The organism is Exiguobacterium sp. s6 (assembly GCF_018618155.1).
In the GTDB taxonomy this organism is placed as follows: domain Bacteria; phylum Bacillota; class Bacilli; order Exiguobacteriales; family Exiguobacteriaceae; genus Exiguobacterium; species Exiguobacterium mexicanum_A.
The window spans coordinates 517,746-542,459 of record NZ_JACSLN010000001.1; the positions used below are offsets into that span (position 1 = coordinate 517,746).

Annotated in this window: 21 protein-coding genes; 14 read left to right on the plus strand and 7 right to left on the minus strand. The window is 48.7% G+C overall.

Annotation, left to right across the window (positions count from 1 at the left end; translation table 11 throughout):
• Nucleotides 1–27 precede the first annotated feature (27 nt).
• The 11 genes from KNP75_RS02755 (at nt 28) to KNP75_RS02805 (ending at nt 13,927) form a co-directional block, all read left to right on the plus strand.
• On the plus strand, nt 28–399 hold the full coding sequence (locus KNP75_RS02755) for a nuclear transport factor 2 family protein (RefSeq protein WP_251128176.1): 372 nt from the start codon (nt 28–30) through the stop codon (nt 397–399).
• A 294-nt stretch (nt 400–693) separates the two neighbouring features.
• Nucleotides 694–1,080, plus strand: coding sequence for a glycerol-3-phosphate cytidylyltransferase (tagD, locus tag KNP75_RS02760; RefSeq protein WP_215189780.1), 387 nt, complete (start codon nt 694–696; stop codon nt 1,078–1,080).
• A gap of 258 nt (nt 1,081–1,338) precedes the next feature.
• Nucleotides 1,339–2,133 carry an ABC transporter permease gene (locus KNP75_RS02765; protein ID WP_215189781.1) on the plus strand — a complete coding sequence of 265 codons (795 nt, stop codon included), beginning with the start codon at nt 1,339–1,341 and terminating at the stop codon, nt 2,131–2,133.
• A gap of 15 nt (nt 2,134–2,148) precedes the next feature.
• Entirely contained in the window at nt 2,149–3,714 is a 1,566-nt protein-coding gene (locus KNP75_RS02770; RefSeq protein WP_215189782.1) for an ABC transporter ATP-binding protein, read from the plus strand.
• A 3-nt stretch (nt 3,715–3,717) separates the two neighbouring features.
• The gene (locus KNP75_RS02775) at nt 3,718–4,875 is read left to right on the plus strand and encodes a glycosyltransferase (protein ID WP_215189783.1); all 1,158 of its coding nucleotides are present in this window, start codon (nt 3,718–3,720) and stop codon (nt 4,873–4,875) included.
• Nucleotides 4,876–4,877: 2 nt separating this feature from the next.
• The gene (locus KNP75_RS02780; protein WP_215189784.1) at nt 4,878–7,544 is read left to right on the plus strand and encodes a bifunctional glycosyltransferase/CDP-glycerol:glycerophosphate glycerophosphotransferase; all 2,667 of its coding nucleotides are present in this window, start codon (nt 4,878–4,880) and stop codon (nt 7,542–7,544) included.
• A 17-nt stretch (nt 7,545–7,561) separates the two neighbouring features.
• Nucleotides 7,562–8,683 carry a non-hydrolyzing UDP-N-acetylglucosamine 2-epimerase gene (gene wecB / locus KNP75_RS02785; RefSeq protein WP_215189785.1) on the plus strand — a complete coding sequence of 374 codons (1,122 nt, stop codon included), beginning with the start codon at nt 7,562–7,564 and terminating at the stop codon, nt 8,681–8,683.
• Between the two features lie 349 nt (nt 8,684–9,032).
• Nucleotides 9,033–10,127: a CDP-glycerol glycerophosphotransferase family protein gene (locus KNP75_RS02790; protein ID WP_251128270.1), complete on the plus strand. Its 1,095-nt coding sequence runs from the start codon at nt 9,033–9,035 to the stop codon at nt 10,125–10,127.
• 4 nt (nt 10,128–10,131) lie between these two features.
• Nucleotides 10,132–11,214 carry a CDP-glycerol glycerophosphotransferase family protein gene (locus KNP75_RS02795; RefSeq protein ID WP_215189787.1) on the plus strand — a complete coding sequence of 361 codons (1,083 nt, stop codon included), beginning with the start codon at nt 10,132–10,134 and terminating at the stop codon, nt 11,212–11,214.
• A 226-nt stretch (nt 11,215–11,440) separates the two neighbouring features.
• Nucleotides 11,441–13,336, plus strand: coding sequence for a bifunctional metallophosphatase/5'-nucleotidase (locus KNP75_RS02800; RefSeq protein WP_215189788.1), 1,896 nt, complete (start codon nt 11,441–11,443; stop codon nt 13,334–13,336).
• Between the two features lie 90 nt (nt 13,337–13,426).
• The gene (locus tag KNP75_RS02805; RefSeq protein ID WP_215189789.1) at nt 13,427–13,927 is read left to right on the plus strand and encodes a YdcF family protein; all 501 of its coding nucleotides are present in this window, start codon (nt 13,427–13,429) and stop codon (nt 13,925–13,927) included.
• A 35-nt stretch (nt 13,928–13,962) separates the two neighbouring features.
• On the opposite strand, the gene chrA is transcribed toward KNP75_RS02805, so the two are convergent.
• Entirely contained in the window at nt 13,963–15,147 is a 1,185-nt protein-coding gene (gene chrA / locus KNP75_RS02810) for a chromate efflux transporter (RefSeq protein WP_215189790.1), read from the minus strand.
• A gap of 5 nt (nt 15,148–15,152) precedes the next feature.
• Nucleotides 15,153–15,461 (minus strand): PadR family transcriptional regulator, encoded by a 309-nt coding sequence (locus KNP75_RS02815; protein ID WP_058764359.1) that lies wholly within the window; start codon nt 15,459–15,461, stop codon nt 15,153–15,155.
• Between the two features lie 201 nt (nt 15,462–15,662).
• Between KNP75_RS02815 and KNP75_RS02820 the strand changes: the two genes are divergently transcribed.
• Nucleotides 15,663–18,347 carry an HD domain-containing phosphohydrolase gene (locus KNP75_RS02820; protein ID WP_353049017.1) on the plus strand — a complete coding sequence of 895 codons (2,685 nt, stop codon included), beginning with the start codon at nt 15,663–15,665 and terminating at the stop codon, nt 18,345–18,347.
• Between the two features lie 41 nt (nt 18,348–18,388).
• Here KNP75_RS02820 and KNP75_RS02825 read toward each other — a convergent pair whose 3' ends face one another.
• From KNP75_RS02825 to KNP75_RS02835, 3 genes are read right to left on the minus strand one after another with little or no spacing between them, the layout of a single operon-like run.
• The gene (locus tag KNP75_RS02825; RefSeq protein ID WP_215189791.1) at nt 18,389–19,489 is read right to left on the minus strand and encodes an ABC transporter permease; all 1,101 of its coding nucleotides are present in this window, start codon (nt 19,487–19,489) and stop codon (nt 18,389–18,391) included.
• Nucleotides 19,476–20,615, minus strand: coding sequence for an ABC transporter permease (locus tag KNP75_RS02830; protein ID WP_251128178.1), 1,140 nt, complete (start codon nt 20,613–20,615; stop codon nt 19,476–19,478). The genes KNP75_RS02825 and KNP75_RS02830 overlap by 14 nt, the downstream gene beginning before the upstream one ends.
• Nucleotides 20,616–20,620: 5 nt before the next feature.
• Nucleotides 20,621–21,553, minus strand: coding sequence for an ABC transporter ATP-binding protein (locus KNP75_RS02835; RefSeq protein WP_215189793.1), 933 nt, complete (start codon nt 21,551–21,553; stop codon nt 20,621–20,623).
• A 146-nt stretch (nt 21,554–21,699) separates the two neighbouring features.
• Here KNP75_RS02835 and KNP75_RS02840 point away from each other — a divergent pair, with 146 nt between their 5' ends.
• Both KNP75_RS02840 and KNP75_RS02845 read left to right on the plus strand, forming a co-directional pair.
• Entirely contained in the window at nt 21,700–22,098 is a 399-nt protein-coding gene (locus tag KNP75_RS02840) for a hypothetical protein (RefSeq protein ID WP_058764353.1), read from the plus strand.
• A 55-nt stretch (nt 22,099–22,153) separates the two neighbouring features.
• Nucleotides 22,154–22,351, plus strand: a complete 198-nt coding sequence (locus KNP75_RS02845) for a CsbD family protein (protein WP_034778818.1) — start codon at nt 22,154–22,156, stop codon at nt 22,349–22,351.
• A gap of 40 nt (nt 22,352–22,391) precedes the next feature.
• Here KNP75_RS02845 and KNP75_RS02850 read toward each other — a convergent pair whose 3' ends face one another.
• Complete coding sequence (locus KNP75_RS02850; RefSeq protein WP_215189794.1) at nt 22,392–23,315, minus strand: CAP domain-containing protein; 924 nt, start codon at nt 23,313–23,315, stop codon at nt 22,392–22,394.
• A gap of 113 nt (nt 23,316–23,428) precedes the next feature.
• Nucleotides 23,429–24,664, minus strand: coding sequence for an exo-beta-N-acetylmuramidase NamZ family protein (locus tag KNP75_RS02855; RefSeq protein ID WP_215189795.1), 1,236 nt, complete (start codon nt 24,662–24,664; stop codon nt 23,429–23,431).
• Nucleotides 24,665–24,714: the final 50 nt, after the last annotated feature.

Consider the following 24,714-nt stretch of genomic DNA (forward strand, 5'->3'; position numbering starts at 1 on the left):
GATACGCGAGGAAAGGAAGATGCATTTATGGAAACAATCACTATGAAACAAATTTCCGATAGTCGTTCAACTCATCAAATCAATGGTGATATGAAAGCATTAGAGGTAATGATGCATGATTCGTTCCGCTATGTTGATTCGAGTGGGCGTCAGTTTGATAAAGAAACGTTTTTAGATCAGTTTGTTGATCCTGAATCGATTCAATGGATTGCTCAAGAAACTGTCACGTTTAATGAGACGATAAAAGGCGAACTGGCTATCGTCCACGTGTTGTTAGAAGAACGTTTTATCCTTGGGACGAACGCGTACGAAGGGCGCTTTTGGGCATTGCATTTGTATATAAAAGAGGGCGATACGTGGCTGTGGCAAGGTGGTCAAGCGACGATGATTAACGAATAATACGTCACGTTTGAACGCTTCTGTCCAGACGATTAGAAATTGTCGCTTATTTTTCATCAAGTCGTAATTGATTTGATAAATAAACTTGGTATGATATTTGAATAAATAATCGAAAAACCAACAGCTTATAAGCTTGAATCGTCAGGAGTACAGAATCGTGTTATTATGTTAATAATTCATGAGTGATATGATTAATGTGAGTTCGATGCGATGATAATACTTACGGTCATGCAGTGAATTTCTAAAATGAGTTTTTAAATTTATATGAAACTATAAGTGAGGTGCTTTTTTATTATGAAAAAAATAATAACATACGGTACATTTGATTTACTCCACTGGGGGCACATTAATTTACTTAGACGAGCTAAAGAACTAGGCGACTATTTGATCGTAGCTGTCTCGACTGATGAATTTAATAAAGTAAAACATAAAGAGTCATTTCACAGCTTTGAAAATCGAAAGCTTATTTTAGAAGCGATTCGCTACGTCGATGAGGTGATTCCCGAAGAGAATTGGGATCAAAAAGTCACAGATGTCCAAAAGTATGATGTGGATGTTTTCGTAATGGGGAACGATTGGGTCGGAGAGTTTGATTTTTTGAAGGATTACTGTGAAGTGATTTACTTAGATCGAACAGAAGGCATTTCTACTACGTCTATCAAAAACCAATTGAAGAATTAAAGGGACCTGCTACGAGTAAGTCATTGATTTTTCAAATCTCTTGTAGTAGAAAAGGGATAAAAATTGCCTCATTAAAGTTTGGACGTTTTGTTCGCTTTATTGAGGTGTTTTTATGATGTAAAAGTCGGTGTAACCAATTTGCAACGTCAGACTTCCCTTTTAGAGGTATTCTGTGTGTTGCGGGATAAGACCTTTAGGTTGACGTCGCAACAGAATTTAGGAAGCTTCATACTTAGGAAGTGAAAGGAAACAAGCGAGATGCTATCAAATATATATTCGCAAATGTGGAAAAAGAGACAGATGGTTCATGTGCTTGCCAAGCAGGAAATTAAAAAAGAATTCGCAGGTACCGTATTAGGTGTGCTTTGGGCATTCATCAATCCGGCGATTCGTATATTAGTCTATTGGTTTGTATTTAGTATCGGAGCACGCGCCAACAACAATATCGGTGAGGTTCCGTTCGTAATTTGGTTGAGTGTCGGTATGCTTAGCTGGTTTTTTATCAATGATGCCTTAAAAAACTCATTTAAAGTGTATCGTTCAAAACGAGGAATCATCAAGAACACGCCATTCCCGATTTCAATTTTGCCGACAGTTCAAGTGCTGTTCGCGTTCTATCAACACGTTCTCATTATCAGTGTTGCATTGATTTTGTTGAGTCTGACTGAAGTTGAACTTTCAATATATTGGATTCAAATTATATATTATGATGTAGCCGCGCTAGTTCTACTGATTGCCTTCGGTTCGTTTTTGGCACCGCTTGTTGCGGTCAGCAAAGACTTCGGACGGTTTTTAGATACAATTTTGATTTTCTTGTTTTGGATGACGCCAATCCTGTGGAACCCTGAAAATTTGGGTAAGTATGCGTGGATTGCGAAAATCAATCCATTTCATTATATCGTCGATGGTTATCGAGGCACGTTGCTATACGACGAAGCGTTCTGGAATAAACCAATCGAAACTTTATACTTTTGGACTGTCGTTGCAATTGTTCTATTTTTGGGTAACTATATCTACTCACGTATGAAACCTCTATTTTTAGACGTTTTGTAAGGAAAGGAAATAACGATGGAGTATTCTGTTAAAGTTAAACATGTCACCAAACGATATAAATTGTACAAAGATAAATGGGGTCCAATTAAAGAACTTCTCTTCAAACAGACACTGCATAAAGATTTTTTGGCACTGGACGATGTATCTCTAGAACTTCCTAAAGGAGAAGCAATTGGAATATTGGGGAGAAATGGCTCTGGGAAGTCTACGTTGCTCAAAATAATCACAGGGATTGCGGACGCCAATCAAGGTGACGTTCATGTGGACGGCGCATTGGTGTTTTTGGACGTCAGTTCTGGCATTGATCCGGAACTTACAGGCTACGACAATATTTTTTTGAAAGGTACTTTACTGGGATATACGGAACAGGAAATGGCTGAGAAGGTCGAGCGCATCATCGAGTTTTCAGAGTTGGGTGAATTCATTTACCAACCTGTCAAGAATTACTCGTCAGGGATGAAGTCCAAACTAGGATTTGCCATATCGGTGAACGTGGACCCTGACATCTTGATTGTCGATGAAGCACTGGCGGTAGGTGACTCGATGTTCCGTCAAAAATGCATGGCTAAAATGAATCAGTTTAAAGACGCAGGCAAGACAATCATCTTTGTCAGTCATGATCGCCATGCCATCGAGTCATTCTGTTCCAAGGCGGCTTGGTTGCATCAAGGAAAGTTGATTGGCTACGGAGATGCGAAAAAAGTAGGTGCCATTTATAACGCCTTTATGAACGACGAGATGAACTTGCAGAGTGCGGAACTCTCGTTATCTTATACAGCTTTCCTAGAAGACATTTCTCTCGACACGTCGGACTCGACATTGGACTTTTCTCTCACAGGCCGTGTCACCACACAAACAGCAGTGGAACGTCCGCAAGTTTCTCTTGCAATCAGGCTCCTGTCATTCAATCAAGTGGTAGATTTATCAAAGCCGTTTCAACTGAACGAGACGTTTTCAGCAAGCATTGATTTGAAAAAGCACCTCGCTTTTTTAAGTGGATATGACGTTGAACTCGGCTGTGTCGTTAAGAACATAGACGCCAAAGACATCTTCATCCCATTTGAAAGTCGTTTGAATGTGGATGAACTGAAAACGGAATGCATGGGACAGGCGATTTCATTGAAGAGTTCCCGGAATGTGACGTTTGTCGTGCAAAGCATCGCCTCCCTTGATCAACAGGCGACACGCCTCGCGGTCCAAGCGAACATTTTTGCACTCGATGGACGATATTCGATTAAGAACCATCCGAACTTAACGAATGAGAGACATGAAGTCGTGTTAAGCGTATTGAACACGGCTACAAAAACGGAGCAAACCTATGTAAATCAGTCACAAGAAATATATGGCACGAATCAACATATGCCCTACCACTTTGAGATTGATTTACAGGATGTGGTTGAAGGGTCGTATAAATTCTTCCTTCAAGTCCGTTATCAAGCGGATCAATTCGTAAAGAAAGCCGTATGGAGCTCGTTAAAGTCATATGACTTGCAAGAGCACTACGTGGTCGGAAATCACAGCTTTCAAATCAAAACAAAGTCTAAATGGCTAGAAATGACAACTACAAAGCTAGAGGGGTAAATTATGAGGAATATCGTTTTTGTCGTCAATGAATACAATGGTATGGGTGGTGTACAGAGAGTCATCTCGACACTCTCCTCGAAATTTAAACAAGAAGGGCACCGTGTTGAAGTCGTCAGCATTAATGAGTTCGAAGACAATCAGGTCGTCTATTTCGATAAAAACATTCCGATTTTTTTATTGCATGATGACGGCTATCGGGCGCCATTGCAACAATCTATCTTTTCGTTGATTAAAAAAAGAAGCCCTAAAAAAATCTTGAAAGAGTTGAGACGAAGAGCGAAAAAGATTTCAGCCTCGAAGCGGCTTGGCGAGTATTTTGACAAGTTTGGCGAGGAAGAGGTCATCGTCATCGTGGCGCAAGTGTGGGGCATGCAGTGGTTTGATGACATCAAGTTTAGGAAAAACATCAAACTGATCGGACAATCACATGAGAGTTATCTAGCATCGAAAGGGACTCATCGATACAAGAAAGTGATGAAATACTACAAAACGATTGATTGCTTCTTGACGTTGTCTCACGAGGATACATCATACTTTAAGTCAAAAGGGTTTAGAAATGTCGATTATGTATATAATCCGAGCCCGTTTCGAGAGAAAATGAATCCGTTACAACTGTGGAACAATAAGCGTTTCGTGACGACAGGTCGTCTCATCAAAGAGAAAGGGTTCGATACCGTCATCAACGCGTTTCATTTGATTGTCCATGAAGTGGATTGGAATCTCGTCATCATCGGCGACGGTCCAGAGCGAGAAAAACTCAATCATCAAATCAAATCACTCGGCCTCTCTGAACGCGTCTTTTTAGAAGGATATTCATCGGATATCGAGTCGAACTTGAAACAGTCAAGCGTCGTCGTGTTGGGGTCGCAAGCTGAAGGTCTCCCGATGTCCCTGATTGAAGGGAAGTCATTGGGATTACCGTGTATTTCCACAGATTGCGCACCGGGGATTCGAGAAATCATTTTCGATTACAAAGACGGATTTATCGTGCCAATCAACGACATGTATCAAATGGCTCGACAAATGAAGCGAATTGCGACGAACCGGGAGTTGTACCTTCAATTTTCGGAGACTTCGTTTGAGAACAGTAGTCGCTTTGCCGAACAGAAAATCGTGGAAGAATGGGAACGGATTTTTAAAGAGTTGGAGCGAGGTTGATTATGAAAAACATATTTGGACCATCTAAACCAGAACTTTCGATTGTTGTGATTGCTTATAATAACGAACTCTATATCGAAGAAGCACTAGAGTCAGTGGCGGCACAGACGTTCAAGAACTTTGAATGTATCGTCGTCAACGACTGTTCGACTGACCGGACCAGTGAACTCATCGATGCGTTTGTGGCCAAAGATGAGCGATTCAAAGCCATTCATTTGACCGAGAACAGCGGCGGCTGCAGTGTTCCGCGGAATACTGGGCTTGCCGCGAGTACGAGCGATTATCTGATGTTCTTAGACGGGGACGACTGGTACACACACGACGCTTGTGAGAAAATGTTGGCGGCTAGCTACCGGACGAACTCTGATATTGTATCGGGCCAAGTCGTACGAACGAACAACTATCACATTTGGTATAAAAACCTTGTCTTTAAACAAGACCTGCAGAACATTAGTGTGAAAGAGATGCCGGCGATCCTGTTTGACAGTCTCTCGGTCAATAAAATTTACAAACGCTCTTTCTTAGACCGTCACCAACTCCGGTTCCCGGAAGGCATCCATTACGAAGACGTCTTGTTTACCGGTAAAGCGTACTTCTTAGCGGACAGCATTTCGATCATCACGCAAAATATTTACTATTGGCGCGTCGTGACGGATACGGATCCGACTGCGTTGTCGATCACGAACCGACGTCACGAGATTGCGAACTTGAAGAACCGTCTGAAGGCGCACTCGATGTGGGACGAGTTCATCTATGAGAACAACTTACAGCTGTATAAAGGGCACAAGAACAACAAGTTTTTGCGACATGATATGAAGTTGTACTTGAACGATTATAAAGACCAAACCGACAAATATCGGGTTGAGTTTCATGAGATTGCGCATGAGTACTTCAAAAATACGTTTGACCCGTATGAGTTCTTGCGATTGCCGACCGATGAGCGGATTCTCTACTTCTTGATTTATAAAAATGATGTGGACGGGTTCAATGACTACATCAAGTATGTGAACAACGAGGAAATACCACTCCATCGCATCATGATTGACGGGGCGAATGTATATTTTGTCAGTGAGCAAACGAATCAAAATGAGAAGAAGTTTTTAAAGCTTCCGGGTCTAAAAGCGCGTACGGATGTCAAGCGGATCGAGTTAAGTGACGATTTGACGTTAAGCGTCGAATTGGACTTCAGCGTGTTCGGATTCTCGGATTCTGAGGTGACCGCGACGATTGCGGTTAAAAATGACGCAGCCAAATATGCACAACAACTTGGCTTGACGGCCGGTCCAAATCGCGTCGACTTCATTTTACCAAACCTTCCATTTGGTAAATATACGATTGAACTCAGTTACAAAGTAGGAAACAAGACAGGACGACACGTCTTGTCAAACAGCGAAGTGACAAATTTCAGACTCCAACGAGCATCGAACGAGACGCATCAATTCAGCATTGGATTATACAAAAATAATTTCATCGAGTTGGATGTGATTCCTACGAATGTCCTGAAAAAGAATGTCGAATTGATTAAACAAAGTTACCTATTCGGAAAAATTTCACATCGTTTTGACGGACTACTCACGAGAAAACAAAAGACGCTGTCGATTAAACCGTATGTCATGTTTGAAAGCCATATGGGTAAACAATACAGTGACAGTCCGAAATATATTTACGAAGAGTTGCTGAAGATGGATTTGCCGGTTCAGTACATCTGGTCATTTGAAGAAGGGAAGCATGTTACGGTGCCAGGCAATCCGATGTACGTGACGCGAGGTACCGAGGAGTACAAGCGACTGCTCGGACAGTCTTTGGTCATTGTGGATAACCAAGGTGTATCGCAGTTTTTCAAAAAACAGGCGAGGCAATTGTACGTGCAAACGTGGCACGGCACGCCATTGAAAAAGATGGGCCATGACAAATTGACAGGACTGTCCACACAAGACGTTAACCGTTTAAAGAAACAAGTTTCGGCGTGGGATGTGTTCTTGTCTTCGAGCCCATATAACACGACTATTTTTAAACAAGCGTTTCAATTGGACGCCAACATTTTAGAATGTGGCTCGCCTCGCAACGACTTGTTATTGGCAAACAAAGATTCGTTAAGTAAACAAGTGAAAGCTTCTCTTGGAATTGCCTCAGAAAGCCGAGTGATTTTATTTGCGCCGACGTTCCGAGATTGGAATCAAAATTCAGTGGAGCGCACATCGGAAATAGTCCAACAATTAAGCGAATCATTGAACAGAAAGGATACGTTGTTGTTGCGTCTACACTATTTAGAGGCTACTGCATTGAAAGATTTGGAGTTACCGCCTAACGTGATTGACGTGTCGAAATATGAAGATATTCAAGAACTTTATATCATTTCGGACGTAGCAGTGACGGACTACTCTTCTGTCATGTTCGACTTTGCCTTGACTCGTAAACCGATGATCTTCTATTGCCCGGACATGCAGGAGTATTGGGCATATCGAGGCATGTATTTTGACCTTCGGGAGCAATCACCAGGCCCTGTGGTGATGACATGCAACGATCTGATTGAATGTTTGAAAGACACAGGATGGACAAACGATTTCCAAAGAAAATATGACGATTTTGTGAAGGAATTCTCGACGTTTGAAAACGGAACGGCTAGTCGAGAAGTCGCCAGATTAATAGCTTCCCACATTGCAAAATAAGAGGGAGGAACATTGTCATGTATAAAGTCATTGCAATCTTTGGAACACGACCAGAAGCAATAAAAATGGCTCCGGTCATTCAAGAACTAAAAAAGCATCATCACATTGAGACGAAAATCATCGTGACGGCTCAACATCGGGAAATGCTGGATCAAGTGCTCGAGTATTTTGACATTGTACCGGACTATGACTTGAATATCATGAAAGTCAATCAAACGTTGGTCGGTGTTACGACTGCTATTATGCAAGAACTTGAAGCCCTTTTGATTCAAGAAAAACCAAACATGATTTTAGTTCATGGTGACACGACGACTGCATTCACATCTGCGATGACCGCTTACTATCATCAAATCTCCGTTGCGCATGTTGAAGCTGGCCTTCGGACAAACAACAAGTACTCTCCTTTTCCCGAAGAAGCCAATCGTCAATTGATTGGTGTGTTGGCCGACCTGCATTTTGCACCGACAAATCAAGCGAAACAAAACTTACTGGAAGAAGGTAAGCCACTCGAAACGATTATAGTGACTGGGAATACTTCAATTGATGCATTGATGAAGACAGTGAACGATGACTATCGACATCCGCTTATTGACAGCATTCGTCAAAAGCAGCGTCGTATGATTTTGCTCACAGCCCATAGGCGAGAAAACTTCGGGGAATCGATGCAAAATATTTTTATGGCGACTCGTGATTTAGTAGAAGCATACGATGATATTGAAGTCGTCTTTCCCGTGCATTTGAATCCGTTGATTAAACAGTTGGCCAAACAGGTGTTAGGTGACTTGTCTAGAGTGCATTTGATTCCACCACTCGATGTCATTGATTTTCATAACTTCCTCGGTCAATCTTATCTCGTCTTGACCGACTCGGGTGGTATACAAGAAGAGGCGCCTTCGCTCGGAGTTCCAGTCCTAGTGATGCGTGATACGACAGAGAGACCTGAAGGGGTTGAAGTAGGAACGCTGAAACTCGTAGGTTGTCACCGTGAAACAATTGTGGCTGAAACGAGCCGTTTATTAGACGATTTGGAATTGTATAAGCGGATGGCCTCTGCGTCTAATCCATATGGGGACGGTCAAGCATCAATCCGAATCGTGAACAAAATTTTAGAATCAGCGTTATCGAATCAAAATGACTAAGCTTGATCAATGTCTCATCAAACAATTCGAAGCAATCTGTTTTGTAGCGAAGTACAACAGCGTCTATAGCGATTATCTAAAAAATAGTCGGATGACGATTAATGTGGGATAGTCGCTTTACGCTTAAACTCACAGTGGCCCCTACTTACGGATGGCGCTGTTCTGAGCGAAATGACTTCGTTTTGTACTATTTTTTACGTTTACGATGAATTATGACTAATGAAGGTAGAGGTAATACCAAATGAACGTCCTTTTTCATAAGGTAAAGGCTAAAGCAGGTCGCATTGTTTACTTCTGGGCAATGAAATTTCTGCAACAGCTTCCTAAAATGAAGAACCAGAACCTTGTCATGTTTGAAAGTTTTTTAGGTAAACAATACAGTGACAGTCCAAAAGCTATTTTTGAAGAATGGCGTCGTAAGTATCCGCATGATGAATTAGTGTGGAGTCTCGATTCTCGGACGTCGATTGAACTTCCGGCAGGTGTGAAAACGGTTCGACGTCTCTCATTCCAATGGGTGTACTACATGGCACGAGCTCGCGTGTGGGTTTCAAATAGTCGTCTTCCCAACTGGATCCCGAAGGACGAGAACACGATTTATTTACAAACGTGGCACGGGACACCGCTCAAAAAATTGGCGTTGGATATGAATACAGTCCATATGCCGGGTACAGACACGGAGCGATATAAGGCGTCCTTCACGCGAGAGTCGAGTAAATGGGACTATTTAATCTCTCCGAATAGTTACTCGTCAAATATTTTTAAACGTGCGTTCGCCTTTCATCGAACGATGTTAGAGGTTGGTTACCCGCGCAATGATCTATTTTATCACCAAACCCGATTACGAGAAGTGACAAAGCGCGTCAAAGACAAGTTGGAGTTGCCGAATGATAAAAAAATCATCTTGTACGCGCCGACTTGGCGTGACCAACAAAACGAAGGAAGAGGACAATACCGCTTAACGCTTCCATTAGATTTTGAAAACTTTGTGTCAAGGCTTGGAGACGACTATGTCCTGCTCGTTCGCTTCCATTATCTCGTCTCGGAGAACCTTGACTTGAGCAACGTCTCGCCTCATGTGCTTGACGTGTCGCATTATCCTGATATTGCAGAACTCTATACAATCAGCGATGTGTTGATCACGGACTATTCATCCGTCATGTTTGATTTCGCTCATTTGAAGCGACCGATGCTCTTTTACGTGTACGACTTAGAGGAGTACCGTGACGATATTCGTGGCTTTTATATGAACTTCACCGAAGAGGCACCAGGGCCATTAGTCCGGACCGAAGAAGAGTTGTACCAGACGTTGGAAGAGTTGGAGTCGATTGAAGCAATGTACCAAGGCAAGATGGAGCAGTTCCATCACCGGTTCTGTGAATTTGATGATGGGCATGCTGCCGCAAACGTAGTGGAGATGCTCGCTAAGGAACTAAGGAAATAAGATGATGAAGGACTATGTCATTTCTTGTTACTTGTTTCTTCTCCGCACGATTTACGCCGCCTGCTTACTATTTACTCCTAAATCGCAAACAACCTGCATCGTGACATATGGTGATAACGTTTGGCCAATCGCTAATCAATTAGCAAGTGAGGGAAACCGCGTCTATATTTTTTATGATCAACGAAAAGCGATGCTGAGAGATGCTCCGAGTCATCGGAATATCATTTATCGACCAATGACTCTAGTGAATCGATTGCTTCGATTGCCTTATCTCATGGCGACTTCTTCACATGCGATCATGGATAACTATATCGTTGAGTTGGCTTCTTTTCCGATTCGACTTGGCACGAAACGATTTCAAGTTTGGCATGCGGCAGGAGCGCTGAAGTCGTTCGGGCTTCATGCGACACAAAATCAAGAACGAGGTGAGCGCGCGAATAAACGATTTCGACGAGTCTATCAACAGTATGGGCAGTTCGTCGTTCCTGGTATGGAATGCGCGGAACAATTTTCCGAAGCACATGATTTACCTCTTGACCGCTTTGTCTCGTTAGGGATGCCGCGGACCGATCATTGGTATCACTTGCAACCGATGAAAAAAGACCGTCTCGTCATTTATGCACCGACGTATCGTGAGAACACCGATTTTGATGTGATTTCTTATATTCGGGATATGCAAGAAGCGTTGACTGAGCTAGGATTTCAGTTCATGGTAAAGCTTCATCCGGCGGTTGAGTTATCTGTTCCGATTGAAGGGATACAATTTATCGAGCCGACTGAGTCGATTATGCCTCATTTAATCAAAGCAGAATGGGTCATCACCGATTATTCTTCTATCCCGTTTGAAGCCTGCTTATTCAACACGAAAATAGCATTGTTTGTCCCAGATTTTGACTCGTATTCGATTGTTCCTGGCGTGGTTCAAGACTATGAGACTCTCGTTGATGCTCCGATTGTGAAATCTGTCGGTGCCTTGGTCGACTGTATTGAACAGGATGTCCATGGTGATTTAAGTTGGGCCTCAGAATGGTACGATGACGAACCAGGATTTGCGACTTCACGAATTATTGAATACTTTTATCAGTAATCGACCATATAGGGAATGAACGTACCGGATGGGTGTGAGGCGCCACATCCGGTTTCTTTTTTTAAGAGGATACTCATCGAATCGCAAAAACCAAAAAACATTTACAAAAAAAGATTGTTTCCACGTCTATTGTCCTATATTTTAAAGAAGAGAGGTTTTTGGTAACGCTCTCAACCACAAGTCGTCATGTCGCTGTATTAGGGGAAGTTCGAAAGGGGAAAAGTATATGTTTTCATCTAAGTCGGAACATTTATTCACCGGTATGATCGTTGCGGCATTGGCCGTATCGGCAATCGCACCAGTTGCTTCAGTCGAAGCAAAACAAGATTCTAAAGATACATACGAAACGAAAAAAAACGATGCGATTGAAATCCTGTTGCCAGAGTCACCGCTTGTCTTCAAGCAAGGAGAAAAGATTACCGGGAAACATCGGATCTTCAACGTGAAAATCGGTAAGCAAGTGAGAAAACAGCCTGTGAATTTGTCAAACCTATCGACCGCGACAATCGGTGAGTTTATGGCACAAGCGACGTACACACATAAGGGAGAGCGTGTGACGGTCGATGTTCCATATAAAGTGGAAGGTTTCAAATTGGCTGTGATGCATACGAACGATACACATGCTTCACTCGATAGCGCACCAAAACGAGCTACGGCAATTAATCAACTCAGACAAGAGAATGCAGATCGTCTGTTGATCGATGCGGGAGATGTGTTCTCGGGATCGCTTTACTTCAACGAGTTCAAAGGACTAGCTGATTTGACACTCATGAACTACATGAACTATGACTTGATGGTACCGGGCAACCATGAATTTGACCTTGGCACAGAGGCGGGGCACCAAGAATTTGCAACTTTTATTCAAAACGCCAAATTCCCGTTCGTCAGTTCGAACGTGGATTATAGTGCTGATCAATATTTGAGCAGTCTTTACTCGGATGAGATTGAGCGAAAGCCGTACGATGGAAAATTATACGAAGGCGTCATCAAAGTGGTGGACGGGAAGAAAGTTGGATTCTTCGGATTGACGACGGAAGACACGGCGAACATCGCTAGTCCAGGACCAATCAAATTCCAACACTATGTTGAAGAAGCCGAGAAAGCCGTCAAAGCGTTTAAACAGCGCGGTGTCGATCAAATCGTAGCCGTCTCGCACCTAGGGTTCGACGACAATCCGGCAATCGATAATGATTTAGAACTCGCGAAACGCGTAGAAGGAATTGATGTCATTATTGGTGGTCACTCGCATTCTCGTTTAGACGCACCAGTCGTTGTGGTTGATGGAGAAGAGCCAACTGTAATTGTACAAGCGTATCAATATGGGGAATTCCTCGGTACGCTCGATGTCGAGTTTGACCACACGGGGAAAGTTGTTGCACACCAAGGTAAGTTGATTGACATCAAAGGCTATGCCGCTGATCCGACGGCGGTCAGCTTACTTGCTCCATTTGCAAAAGAAATTGAAAGCATCCGTAACGCCGAGATTGGTGCGACGACGACTGCGGTATTTGACAACCCGCGTGATGCTGGGGATGTCAACAAACCGAGCGTTCGTAAAAATGAGACGGCGTTAGGGAACTTGATTACGGACGGCATGTTGGATCGTGCAAAACAAGTCGACGGCGAAGTTGTCGCAGCGATTCAAAACGCTGGTGGTATCCGTGCGTCAATCAATGCAGGCCCAGTGACGGCAGGTGAAGTATTGACAACACTTCCGTTCGGAAATACGTTAGCGGTCATGACGTTGCAAGGAAGCGAACTGTTATCAGCCCTTGAGCGTAGCGTGAGCGTCTACCCAATTGAGAGTGGCGGTTTCTTGCATATGTCAGGTATGAAGATTGAGTTTGATAGTTCGAAAGCAGCAAATAACCGAATTGTGAAGGCGCAAGTGCTTCGTAATGGACAATATGTGGACGTCGTAACGAATGAGAATTATAAGATTGCAACGAACTTCTTTGCTGCAAAAGGTGGGGACAACTACCTTGAGTTTAAAAAGGCATATGAAGAGGGTCGTGTGAATGATTTGGGGATTATTGACTGGGAAATCATGCGTGATTATCTCGTGAAACTTCAAACGGTCACACCGACTGTTGAAGGGCGAATTGTCGACATCAAGCAGTAAACCTGAAGTAATTATAGGATGAGGAAGGGACCTGACTAAGGAAAGTATAGTTAGGTCCTTTCCTCATGTTCAAGCATAAAGGAGCCTACAATGAGAAAAACTGCAGATGGAACGTATCGATACGTTCTCGTCCTCGGTGCGAAAGTGAACGGGATTCAACCGTCCCAGGCCTTGATGCACCGGATTGAAGCGGCGGCCGCATATGCAAGCATATATCCACACATCGAGCTGATCGCCTCCGGCGGACAAGGACCCGACGAAGGGATGGCGGAAGCGCGCGTCATTGCCCGGGAGTTGATGGCACGTGGCGTTGACGCGGCGCGAATCCATATCGAGGCGGAGTCGACGTCGACGTACGAGAACTTTCTGTTCAGCCGTCCGATTTGGGATGGGGAGCCTGGACTAACGATCGTCACGAACGATTTTCACGTCAGGCGGGCCCGGCTCGTCGGTAAACTGTATTTTGACCTAGCGATCGATGCGCTCTACGCAAAGACGCCCCCGGCAACGAAATTGAAGTACGTCGTCCGTGAACAGTTGGCGTACGTGAAGCTGTTCATCAACTATATGCGCTGGAAATGGCGACCATGACAAAAGGGACTTCGCAATGAAGTCCCTTTTTCGTGTTATAACGTGCCGATGATCATCCCGCCGATGACCCCGACGATGACGAGCGCCCAAGGCGGCATCTTCCAATATGCGATCATGGCGAACAAGAAAGCAGCGAAGACGAAGTCGACCGCACCGTTCACCGTGCTCGTGAAGATCGGCTGATAGAAGGCGGCAATCAAAATCCCGACGACGGCAGCGTTGACACCGATGAGCGCACCGGCGACTTTCGGGTTGCGACGGAGTGCATCCCAAAACGGCAAGGCGCCGAGGATCAACAGGAACGCCGGCAAGAAGATGGCAAGCGTGGCGAGCAGACCTCCCGGCACGCCAGTGATGACCGTCCCGAGATAAGACGCGAATGTGAAGAGCGGTCCCGGTACGGCTTGGGCGGCCCCGTAACCAGCGAGGAACGCCTCTTCACTTAAGAAACCGGCCGGTACGAGTTCGCGCTCGAGTAGCGGCAAGACGACGTGGCCGCCGCCGAAGACGAGGGCCCCCGCGCGGTAAAAGCTATCAAACATGGCGACCGATTGACTCTCGATCGTCTCCCGTAAGATCGGCAAGATGACGAGGAGCGCCCCGAACAGGCCGAGGAGCGTCGCCCCGAGTCGTTTCGAGAGCGGGAACGAAGCCGACTTGACGTCGAGGTTTTGCGGTTTGAACAGCAAGAACCCGGCAAGTCCGGCGAGCAAGATGACGAGCACTTGGCTATAGGTCGTCTGCCATAACAGCACCCCGGCGAGTGCGAAGAACGCGATTGTCCGCGTCTTCGCGTCCGGCGTCAATTTGCCGGCCATCCCGAGAATAGCATGGGCGACGATGGCGACGGCGACGACTTTCAATCCATAAAGCCAGCCCGCGTCTGAGACGTCGAGTCCCGATACCAATAGGGCGAATAAGATGAGGGCGATGACGGACGGGGCCGTGAACCCGATGAACGACGTGATCCCGCCGAGGATGCCGCCACGGACGATCCCAATCCCGATGCCGACTTGGCTGCTCGCCGGACCCGGCAAGAACTGACAGAGGGCGACGAGGTCGGCATAGGCGCGTTCGTCCATCCATTTGCGACGGCGGACGTACTCCTCATGGAAATAGCCGAGGTGGGCGATCGGTCCGCCGAACGAGGTCAGGCCGAGCCGGGTCGATACGAATAAAATCTCAAGTAACGTTTTGAACGTTACGCGTTGGTTGGACATGTGCTTCACTCCTTAATTTCTTTGAATAGTTCATACGCTTTTTGACGGGCTTCCGCCAAGACGACGAGGCCTTTTTCGGTCGTCGTGTAATTTTTCCGGATATGACCCTCGACGAGCTCGTTCGTCCGGACGAGCAGCCCGTCTTGCTCCATCGAGTGCAAAATCGGATAGAGCGTGCCGGCGCTGATCGAGTAGCCGTGTTCGCGGAGCTCCTCGACCATCCATGCTCCGTACACCGGGTGTTCAGAGGCGTGGTGCAAGATATGGATATGGATAAAACCGAGAAATAGTTTTCGAAGAACGCGGTCTTCCACGTGCATCATCTCCTTAAAATCGGTTTTCGATATCGGTTTTCGTAATCATACTAACAATCGAGATGGGGAGGTGCAAGCTGAGAGGTGTCATTTACAAAAACTTAATGTGCGCATATTGGCGAGAATCGATTCGGAAAATATAGGGAATTTGTAAGAAATGAGGTAAACTGAAAAGTAGAATTGAACGGAGGAGGGACCGACGTGGCAGACTTAGACCAGACCAAATTTCAATCCTTGTTGCGCCATATGCCCCAAGGCTACGTCGAGTTTAAAGTGCTCTACGATGAGGCGGGGGAGCCCGTCGATTACGAGTTTCATGAAGTGAACGAAGCGTTCGAGCGCATCATGAAAGCAAAGCGCGAACATTTTCTCGGTGGACGGATCACCGACAAGTTGAAAGATTTTGAATACAGCGAACGGGAATGGATCGTCCAAGTCGCGCGTGCTGTCAGCAGTGGCGAAGCCATCACGTTCGAACATTTCTCACGTCGCAACAAGGCCTGGTATGAACTGTCTGTCTTTAGCGAGCGTCCGGGTCATGTGTCGACGCTGTTCCACGACATCACACCGCACGTCCAAGAGAACAATGCGCTGAAACAACTCGTCAACGTGTCGCACCGCTTCGTGACGACCGGACGAGAATTGTTGATGAACCAACATTTCCTCGACCAGATTCGAGGGTTCACCGGTGCCAAGGCCGTGACGCTCAATTTAGTCGATGATGATGGACAGACGTACTCGACCGTGGCGCTCTCGGGCATTGATGAACTGCTCGAGCGCAGCCTCGATGTGCTAGGCTTCCATCCGGTCGGCCGCAAATGGCCGATGAGCCCGAAACGGTCCAAGTTACTCGAGGCACCGAGCCCAATCGTGTTCGACGACATTTTACCGCTCGTCGACGGGGTGTTGCCGAAACGACTGATCAAAAATATTTTACGGATTTTTAACCTTGGCCAAGTCGTCTTGTTTAAAATCGAGAAGGACGGTGTCTTTTACGGGGATTTGACGATTGTCATGCAAGGAAATAAAGAGGCGAGCCGCCTTGGGCTCGTCGAATTGTATATCGTGCACATCCTCGAGCAGATGACGAAAGCGGACCGGCAAATCGGGGATGCGAAAGAGTCGATGTTCGAAGGGTTCGCGACCGTCGACTTGGAGTGCATCATGTCCCTGACCAATCATGAGATTTTCCATTTGAACGTGGCGTGGGAGCGTGTGCTCGGATTTCCGCTCGAAGAACTCGAGAACATGGACTTCACGAGCCTGATCCATCCGGATGACGTCGAGAAGACGAATGAAGCGTTCGCCTTGCTCGAAGCTGGCCAAGACATCTTCCGTTTCGTCAACCGATACCGGACCATGGATGGAGACTATCGATCAATCGAGTGGCATTCAAAAGTCCAAGGCAACTATATTTACGCAGTCGCCAAAGACGTGACGGAACGCGTCCTGCTCGAGGAAGAACTCGCCGAGCGGGACCGATTGCTCACGAAGCTGTCCGATCAAGTGCCCGGTGCCATCTATCAGTTCGAGCGGCGCCCGGACGGCAGCTTCCACTTCCCATTCTTTAGCCGGGGGTTCGAGGTGCTGACCGGTATCACGTTCGAGGAGATGAAACAAGACCCGGGTCTCGTATTCTCGAAAATTCACCCTGAAGATTATCCGAACGTGATGGCAAGCATCGAGACGTCGTACGAGAACTTGACGATTTGGGATGCGGAGTTTCGCGTCCTGACGCCCGACGGTCGGACGACGTGGATCTTGGGATCGTCGCGTCCAGAGAAGCTCGATGAAGGGCACGTCCTTTGGCACGGCTATATCGGTGACGTGACCGAGAAGAAGAAATATGAGATGGAAATCGAGTATTTGAGTTATCACGACCAATTGACCGGGGTGAAGAATCGCCGTTACTTCGATGAGGCGCTCATCACGTACGATGAGCCGGACTATTATCCGCTCGCCTTAATCGTCGTCGACGTCAACGGGTTGAAGCTGACGAACGACGCGTTCGGTCATCTCGTCGGGGATCGCTTGTTGATTGAGGCGACGATGACGCTCAAACGTGAGATTCGAGGGAAGGATACGGTCGCTCGAATCGGTGGGGATGAGTTTGTCATCATCATGCCGAATACGTCACTTGAAGAGGCGAACCGATTGTCCGATCGCCTGAGCCAACTGTTCCTCGCCAAATCGATCGAAGGGCTGCCGATTTCGGCATCGTTCGGAGAAGCGGTGAAGGACGATGACGCGCTCTCCATCGCGGAAGTGTTCAATTTGGCCGAGGACCGGATGTATCACCATAAAGTGTCGGAGAAACAAAGCCGACGCCATCATTCGATTCAGCTCATCATGCGAACGCTCTACGAGAAAATCCCGCGCGAAGAAGCACATTCGCAACGCGTCGCCGAGCTGTCGCGGCAACTCGGACAGGCGATGGGGTTCACGAGTGCCGATGTGAACGAACTCGTCACGGCGGCGACGCTGCATGATATCGGCAAGGTTGCAATCAGCAATGAGATTTTAGACAAGCCGGGCACGTTGACCGAGTCCGAATGGCGTGAAATCAAACGTCATCCCGAAGTGAGCTACAACATCTTGAGCACGGTGCCGGAGTATGGACCGCTGTCCGAAATCGTGCTCGCCCACCATGAACGATGGGACGGGAACGGTTATCCGAAAGGGATCAGCGGAAAGCAGATCCCGCTCGCGTCACGCATCATCTCGATTGCGGACACGTTCGACGTCATGATGACGGGACGCCCGTATCGGAAAGCGAAGACGCTCGACGAAGCGCTCGCGGTCATCGCAGAAGAAGCGGGCCGGCAGTTCGACCCGGGACTCGTCGAGGTGTTCTTCAAGAAAGTCGTGCCGACGTTGCAACGTTAATCGACTCACATAAAAAGGAGAGCCCGCGATGGCTCTCCTTTTTATGTGAGCGGCCGTTTCTTCAACGCCCAGGCGCTGAGGAGAAAGACAGCGAGCGCCATCCCGAGCATGATGAGGACGGATTGGAGTGGGAAATGGTCCTCGTACATTTGGGCGACCCCGTAATTGAACCAGTACGTCGGCAAGAAGCGTCCGACGACCTGGAGCGTATCAGGCAGCCACGTCAGACTGATGAAGGCGCCGCCGGTGATGGCAGCGGCCATCGTGACGGACGTCTGCCAAATGTTCGCTTTCTCCCGGTTCGTCGCCAGGATGGCGATGAGCGAACCGATGGCGAGACAGACGAATAAATAGACGATAAACAACAGCGTGAGGACAGGTAGGTGCGCGAGTATGTCCTGTCGATAGAGGACAGCGCTGAAGGCGAGCAACATGAGCACGTAGAGCAGCCCGACCGCGCAAAACGACACGAACAGCGAACCGATGTAACGCCGGGGCGTGACCGGGGCCGCAAATAGGCGTGAATAAATCTTCTCGTCCCGGTCGTCGGCGACGAACAACGGAATGAACTGAAGGAACGCCGACATCATGACGAACGACAAGAGGCCGAGGAACGCCTGCGTCCGCGCCGTCGTCGCCACGCTCTGTTGGAACGGCTCACTCGAGAGGGTATAGCCGTTTTCCGTCTCACGTTCGGCGAGTTCGGTGAACCGTTCCTCGTCAAACTCACTTGCGATCAATAGTTGTCGCTCACGGGACAAGTGTGAATTGAGCGCTTGTTCGATCAACGCGGCGTCACTCCCTTCGGTCGCACTGAACGATAATCGCGGCGTCTCACCATTCAAGAGCGCCTCACTGAATCCGTCCGGAATCACTAAGACGACGTCCTGTCCTTGGAGCAACGCCTCGTCGGTCTCATCCGTCTCAAGCGGTGTCACCGCTCCGAACCGTCCCGCTTCTTCAATCACGCGACCGGCGAGTGTTCCGCCGTCGCGGTCGAGAATGCCAATCGAGGCGTTCAAGGCGGACGTCGAACTGAGGAAAGACAGGATGAGGGCGAACCCGAACACGGAGACGAACGTGAACACCCATAGCCCTTTTTTCCGAAGCATACGCTTGGCGACATGTCTAAATAGCACCACGGCGGTTCACCCCTTTCCATAGCAGCAGGCTGATCCCGGCAAAGACGAACAGATGGATGGCGAGCCAACCGAGACTTTGCCAAAACACGGACGTGTCTCCGCCGCGCAAGAGCACCTGAAGCATCCCTTCCCGCATGAAAATCGGCATGAAGACGTACTTAGCCCACGGCACGAAGCTCAGCGTCACTTGGTCGAAACCAGGGACATAGCCGCCAGAGAGAATCATGATGATGGCCACGAACCCGTTGACAATCGCGTCTTTCGTCGCGCGCGAGATACGGGGTAAGCTTGAGATGAAGAAACCAAACGCCGTACCGTATAAAGCGAGGGCGAGCCAAGATAGGAACAATAGACTGAAGTGAACGTAGTCGAGCGAGAAGCTGCGATACACGAAGTGACTGAACCAAAACACGAGCACAAGTTGCAGGAAGATGAGCGTGTATCGGCTCAAGCTGCGGGCCAGGCGATATTCGATTCGTTTGACGGGAGCGGCTTGGATCCGAAGATAGCTCCCCGTCATCGGTTGCTCCTCACTGAGCATGCCCGTGATGTAGAACGCACCGAACAGCGCTGTCATGATGGAAATCGTGACGGTGAAATATTCGAGTGACGTCGGGGTCCGACCCGACAAGTCGACGCTCTCACTGTCGATGAACGACTCAGGCGTAAACGGGGCGGAGACACCCGTCTCAGCGAGTGTGATTTGCTGATTGGCGACGTCCGTATATTGCCGGAGCACGGCCTCGAGCACATCGAACTCGATCGTCGACGGTTCCTCGTACAGTAAGCGCACGTCAGGACCGTCCAAGTGGAGAATGACGTCGGCATCACCGTCATTCACGCCGGTCTCGGCCAAGGCCATACTGTCATACGGGACGAGACGGATAAACTCTTTTATATCATCGTCGGCGAGGAACGTCTCGAGCGGTACTCGATAGTCGTCGGTCGACTGTTCGACGTAGGCGACGTCCGTGACCGGGAGCGAGAAGTTGCTGTTGAAGATGGCCGACAACATCGTGCCGAGTCCGAAGATGAGAATGATTGGGAAGATGAGCATCCAAAAGATGGTCGAGCGATCACGCAGTTGCTGTTTGACATCGTATTTGATGAACGTCCATAGTTTCATCGGACTCACTCCCTAAGTGTCTTGCCGGTCAGAGCCAGAAAGACGGTATTCAAGGACGGACGGTCGACGGTGATCGAGGTGAAACGGACCCGTTCGTCATGGAGCACGTCAAGGAGCGGGGCGAGCGGGGTGTCTTTCTCGAGTGACACTTCGAGGAACGGTTCCTCGTAATCGACTTTCTTCACTCGCTCGAGCGATTCGAGACGTTCGAGGAGGCCAGGGGTGAGAGCGTCGACTTTGATGCGGGCCGTCTCGAGTGTCATGACTTGGTCTTTCAGTTCGTCTTGTGTCCCTTCGGCGATAATCCGTCCTTCATCGACGATGGCGACGCGGTCGCAGAGCATCTCGACTTCTTCCATGTAGTGGGACGTGTAGATGATCGTCGCCCCGCGTCGATTCAACTCGCGGATGTTCTCGAGGATGGTGTTGCGCGACTGTGGATCGATGGCGACGGTCGGTTCATCCATGAAGATGAGTTCGGGCTCGTGCACGATGCCGCAGGCGATGTTGAGACGACGAAGGAGCCCCCCGGACAGTTCCGGCGGACGTTTCTTTTGGTGCGCGGTGAGTTCGACGAAGTCGAGGGCAGCCTCGGTCTTTTGTTTCGCTTCAGACGGCTTGAAGCCATATAGCTCAGCGAAAAATTGGATGTTTTCAAAGACGGTCAGCTGATCGTACACGGAGACGTGCTGCGGGACGATGCCGACGCGCCGTTTAATCGTCAGTTCGTCCTTCGGCATCGAGTGGTCGAAGATTTTGATTAAACCGCTGTCGGCCGGATATAGGTTGAGCATGACCGAGATGGCGGTCGTCTTGCCGGCCCCGTTCGGTCCGAGCAGACCGAACAGTTCGCCGGCCTCGACGTGAAGTGAAAAATCATTCAAGGCAATCGTCTCACCGAACCGTTTCGTGACGTGATCGAGGGCGATGATGGACACGTGGACGCAACTCCTTTCAACTCCAGAACGTGAAATAGCGTACAAGGTTTTGTTCCCGTTTGCAGGAACTTCCGAACCCGTTGCCGAATGAAATATAATAGTCTAATTATTCAGACAATTAATGGAAGTCGAAGTGAGGGATCGCGATGAAAAAGTGGCAGTTCAACAAAGAAGAGTCGAGCGAAAAATTTCCGGACGAGATGGCGTGGGCGTTGTTTTGTACGGTCGAGCCGAAACGGATGGACACGACACTCCCGTTTTATTACGACGAGTCGGTGTTCCGTTTCTCGAACGGGGCAGAGTCGTTCTACTTCAAAATCTCACCAAGTTATCACGAGTTCGAGGTGAACGTGAAAGACGCGACGGGGGAGTTGCTGTATTATCAGCTCCTCCGCACGGTCGGGAAAGTCGAGGTGCTCGAGGATCGGCGCGACCACGGCGAGCTATTGATCGTCATGAACGAGGATCGTAACCGCACGGTGACGACGATCGAGCTGACCGTCCGACCGCGTTTCCGGGTGCTCGTCAAAGAGCACTATGTTTGAGTTTTTCTCAGAGTGGTACATGAATTAGACATGATATCACGAGGAGGAGATTCACATGAAAGACGGACTTAACAAAAAAGTCGATGGCTTAATTGATAAGGCGGCAGGCAAAGCGAAAGAAGCGGTCGGCAAAGCGTCGGACAATCAATCGCTCAAACGTGAAGGACAAAAAGACCAAGTGAAAGGGACGGCCAAAGAGAAGACGGGCCAGGCCCAACAAAACCTTGAAAGCCTGAAAGACGAACGCCGCTAAAAAAACCGGGAAGTCGCGATCAATGCGACTTCCCGGTTTTTCATTTCGTCAAAAAGACTTGGACGTGAATCGTCGACCCTTGTGCGTTCTTGGCGGCGCCGACACCGAGGTGTGTGAAGTTTCCGTTCAAGATGTTGGCGCGATGACCTGTCGAGTTCATCCAGGCGTTCACGGCTTGCGTGGGGTCGCTCGATCCCATGTAGATGTTCTCACCCCAACCGCGATAGCTGACGTTATAGGCGTCGAGCGTATTCCCTGGGCTTCCGTTCTCACGGAGCTGGTGGGAGAACTGTCCCGTCCGTGCCATCTCGTCGGCCCGGACCTGGGCGACGCGGTTCGCCTCGCTCGACGCGGAGAGCGCTGACAAACCGGCCGCCTGGCGCTCTTCATTCGTCTCACCCAAGACGCCGCTCGCCGGTGCTCTAAACGTGATGTGCTTCGCTAAGATATAACCCGTCTTCGTCCCGACGCGCACTTTGTACCAACGTATCGTGCCCGTGTATCGATACGAGATTGTCTCAAGCTTCATCCCTTGGCGCAGGAAAACGACGTTCGGCGAGGTCGTGAGCGGACGTGACTTCAAGTAGACGCTCGACGGGGCGACGTACGTTGTCTTCGTGAACGCGACTTCGGCTGTCGATAGCTTGACGTATGCGGCCGGAACGTATGCGTAGCCCGTGCCCCATTGGATTTTGTACCATCGGGCCCCGTTCGTCGTGAACGATGTCCGGACCATCATCGTGCCATTGCGAACAAGTTTACCTAAACTTGTCGCTGAGCTTGATGGTGTTTTCCGGACGTTGAGTTGACTGATCCCCGTGACGGAACCTTTCGTATTGACGGCCGTCTCACGATAAGACGCCTCGACCGTCGTCGGATTGACGGTGAGCGGAGTGGTCGGCGGGGTAAATGTGAACGCGGTCGCCAAGGCGGCAGCGAGCAAGACTGAGGCAGGTTTTTTCAAAATGGGAAGCTCCTTTTTCGATTATATAACCATATAATATATTGAGTAGGGCGATGATGGGTATTACCGTTTGATTACAAAAAAAGGCAGACTCCATTGAGCCTGCCTGGTTGTCATTTGTACAACAAATACTCTTTTCGAATCGGCAAGAACGCATCGCGCTCGGCGTCGACTTTGTCCATGATCGCCTCGAGCGACTCACCGGCGAGGATCATGTCTTTCACGTAGGCGTTCCCGGTCAGCTTCGTGATGAAGTCGTTGGCGAGGAACTCGAACTCGTCCGGATACAGGTCGTGTGCCGTCTTGACCATGGCGATGCCGGTCTTGACCGCTTCAAACTTCGACGGCTCGGTGACATACACTTCGACGCCGTGCGACAGTTTGCCCGCGTTCTTCGAGAACGTCGGCGTGAACGAGGCAGCGCGGAACGTGACGCCCGGAAGCTCGAGTCCGTTCAACGTCTTGGCGTAGTCATGCGCCTTCACGTAAGGGGCACCAATCAACTGGAACGGCTTCGTCGTGCCACGTCCTTCCGACAAGTTCGTTCCTTCGAACAGACCGGTCGCTGGATAGACGTTGACCGTATCCGTCGTCGGCATATTCGGGGACGGCATGACGAACGGGAGTCCCGTATCTTCATACAGCATCGAGCGCTTCCAGCCCTTCATCTTGACGACTTCGAGGTCGGCCTGAAGCTGATATTCTTTGTTGAACAAGCGTGCCAGCTCACCGACGGTCATGCCGTGCTTGAGTGGAATCGGATAGAGGCCGATGAAGCTCGAATAGGCCGGGTCGAGCACCGGTCCTTCGACGCGGAGCCCGCCTTGCGGGTTCGGCCGGTCGAGGACGACGAACGGGATGTCATTCTCGGCCGCGGCTTCCATCGCATACGCCATCGTATAGATGTACGTGTAGAAGCGGGTGCCGACGTCTTGAATATCAAAGACGAGCACATCGACGTCTTTCAGCATCTCGGCCGTCGGTTTCTTCGTCGCACCGTACAGGCTATACACCGGAAGACCTGTCACTTCATCGATGTACGAACTGATCGTCGATCCGGCTTGTGTATCACCGCGGACGCCGTGCTCCGGTCCGTACAGTGCCGTCAGTTCGAAATCATCGGAGTTGTGGAACAAGTCGACGATGCTCGTCATGTTGGCATCGACCCCGGTCGGATTCGTGATCAGTCCGACTCGTTTACCCGCCAAGATTTCAGGATTGTCCATCAACCGGTCGACCCCGAGCTCGACTTTCGGCTTTTTCGGGACAGACTTGGCATCGGCATCGAGCAATACGACTGATGACGTGACGAGCGTGAGGGCGGCGAGACCGCCAATCCATTTCTTCATAACAGTTCCTCCTCTAAAATGTAAGCGCTTCACTACTTACTCGAAAGTGT

Bases quoted from the DNA above. Each gene is read 5' to 3' on its own strand.
- KNP75_RS02775 (WP_215189783.1), top strand. From the start codon at position 3,718: ATGAGGAATATCGTTTTTGTCGTCAATGAATACAATGGTATGGGTGGT.
- KNP75_RS02795 (WP_215189787.1), top strand. From the start codon at position 10,132: ATGAAGGACTATGTCATTTCTTGTTACTTGTTTCTTCTCCGCACGATT.
- KNP75_RS02770 (WP_215189782.1), top strand. From the start codon at position 2,149: ATGGAGTATTCTGTTAAAGTTAAACATGTCACCAAACGATATAAATTG.
- KNP75_RS02830 (WP_251128178.1), bottom strand. From the start codon at position 20,615: ATGAAACTATGGACGTTCATCAAATACGATGTCAAACAGCAACTGCGT.
- tagD (WP_215189780.1), top strand. From the start codon at position 694: ATGAAAAAAATAATAACATACGGTACATTTGATTTACTCCACTGGGGG.
- KNP75_RS02790 (WP_251128270.1), top strand. From the start codon at position 9,033: ATGTTTGAAAGTTTTTTAGGTAAACAATACAGTGACAGTCCAAAAGCT.
- chrA (WP_215189790.1), bottom strand. From the start codon at position 15,147: ATGTCCAACCAACGCGTAACGTTCAAAACGTTACTTGAGATTTTATTC.
- KNP75_RS02845 (WP_034778818.1), top strand. From the start codon at position 22,154: ATGAAAGACGGACTTAACAAAAAAGTCGATGGCTTAATTGATAAGGCG.
- KNP75_RS02765 (WP_215189781.1), top strand. From the start codon at position 1,339: ATGCTATCAAATATATATTCGCAAATGTGGAAAAAGAGACAGATGGTT.
- KNP75_RS02780 (WP_215189784.1), top strand. From the start codon at position 4,878: ATGAAAAACATATTTGGACCATCTAAACCAGAACTTTCGATTGTTGTG.
- wecB (WP_215189785.1), top strand. From the start codon at position 7,562: ATGTATAAAGTCATTGCAATCTTTGGAACACGACCAGAAGCAATAAAA.
- KNP75_RS02805 (WP_215189789.1), top strand. From the start codon at position 13,427: ATGAGAAAAACTGCAGATGGAACGTATCGATACGTTCTCGTCCTCGGT.
- KNP75_RS02855 (WP_215189795.1), bottom strand. From the start codon at position 24,664: ATGAAGAAATGGATTGGCGGTCTCGCCGCCCTCACGCTCGTCACGTCA.
- KNP75_RS02800 (WP_215189788.1), top strand. From the start codon at position 11,441: ATGTTTTCATCTAAGTCGGAACATTTATTCACCGGTATGATCGTTGCG.
- KNP75_RS02840 (WP_058764353.1), top strand. From the start codon at position 21,700: ATGAAAAAGTGGCAGTTCAACAAAGAAGAGTCGAGCGAAAAATTTCCG.
- KNP75_RS02755 (WP_251128176.1), top strand. From the start codon at position 28: ATGGAAACAATCACTATGAAACAAATTTCCGATAGTCGTTCAACTCAT.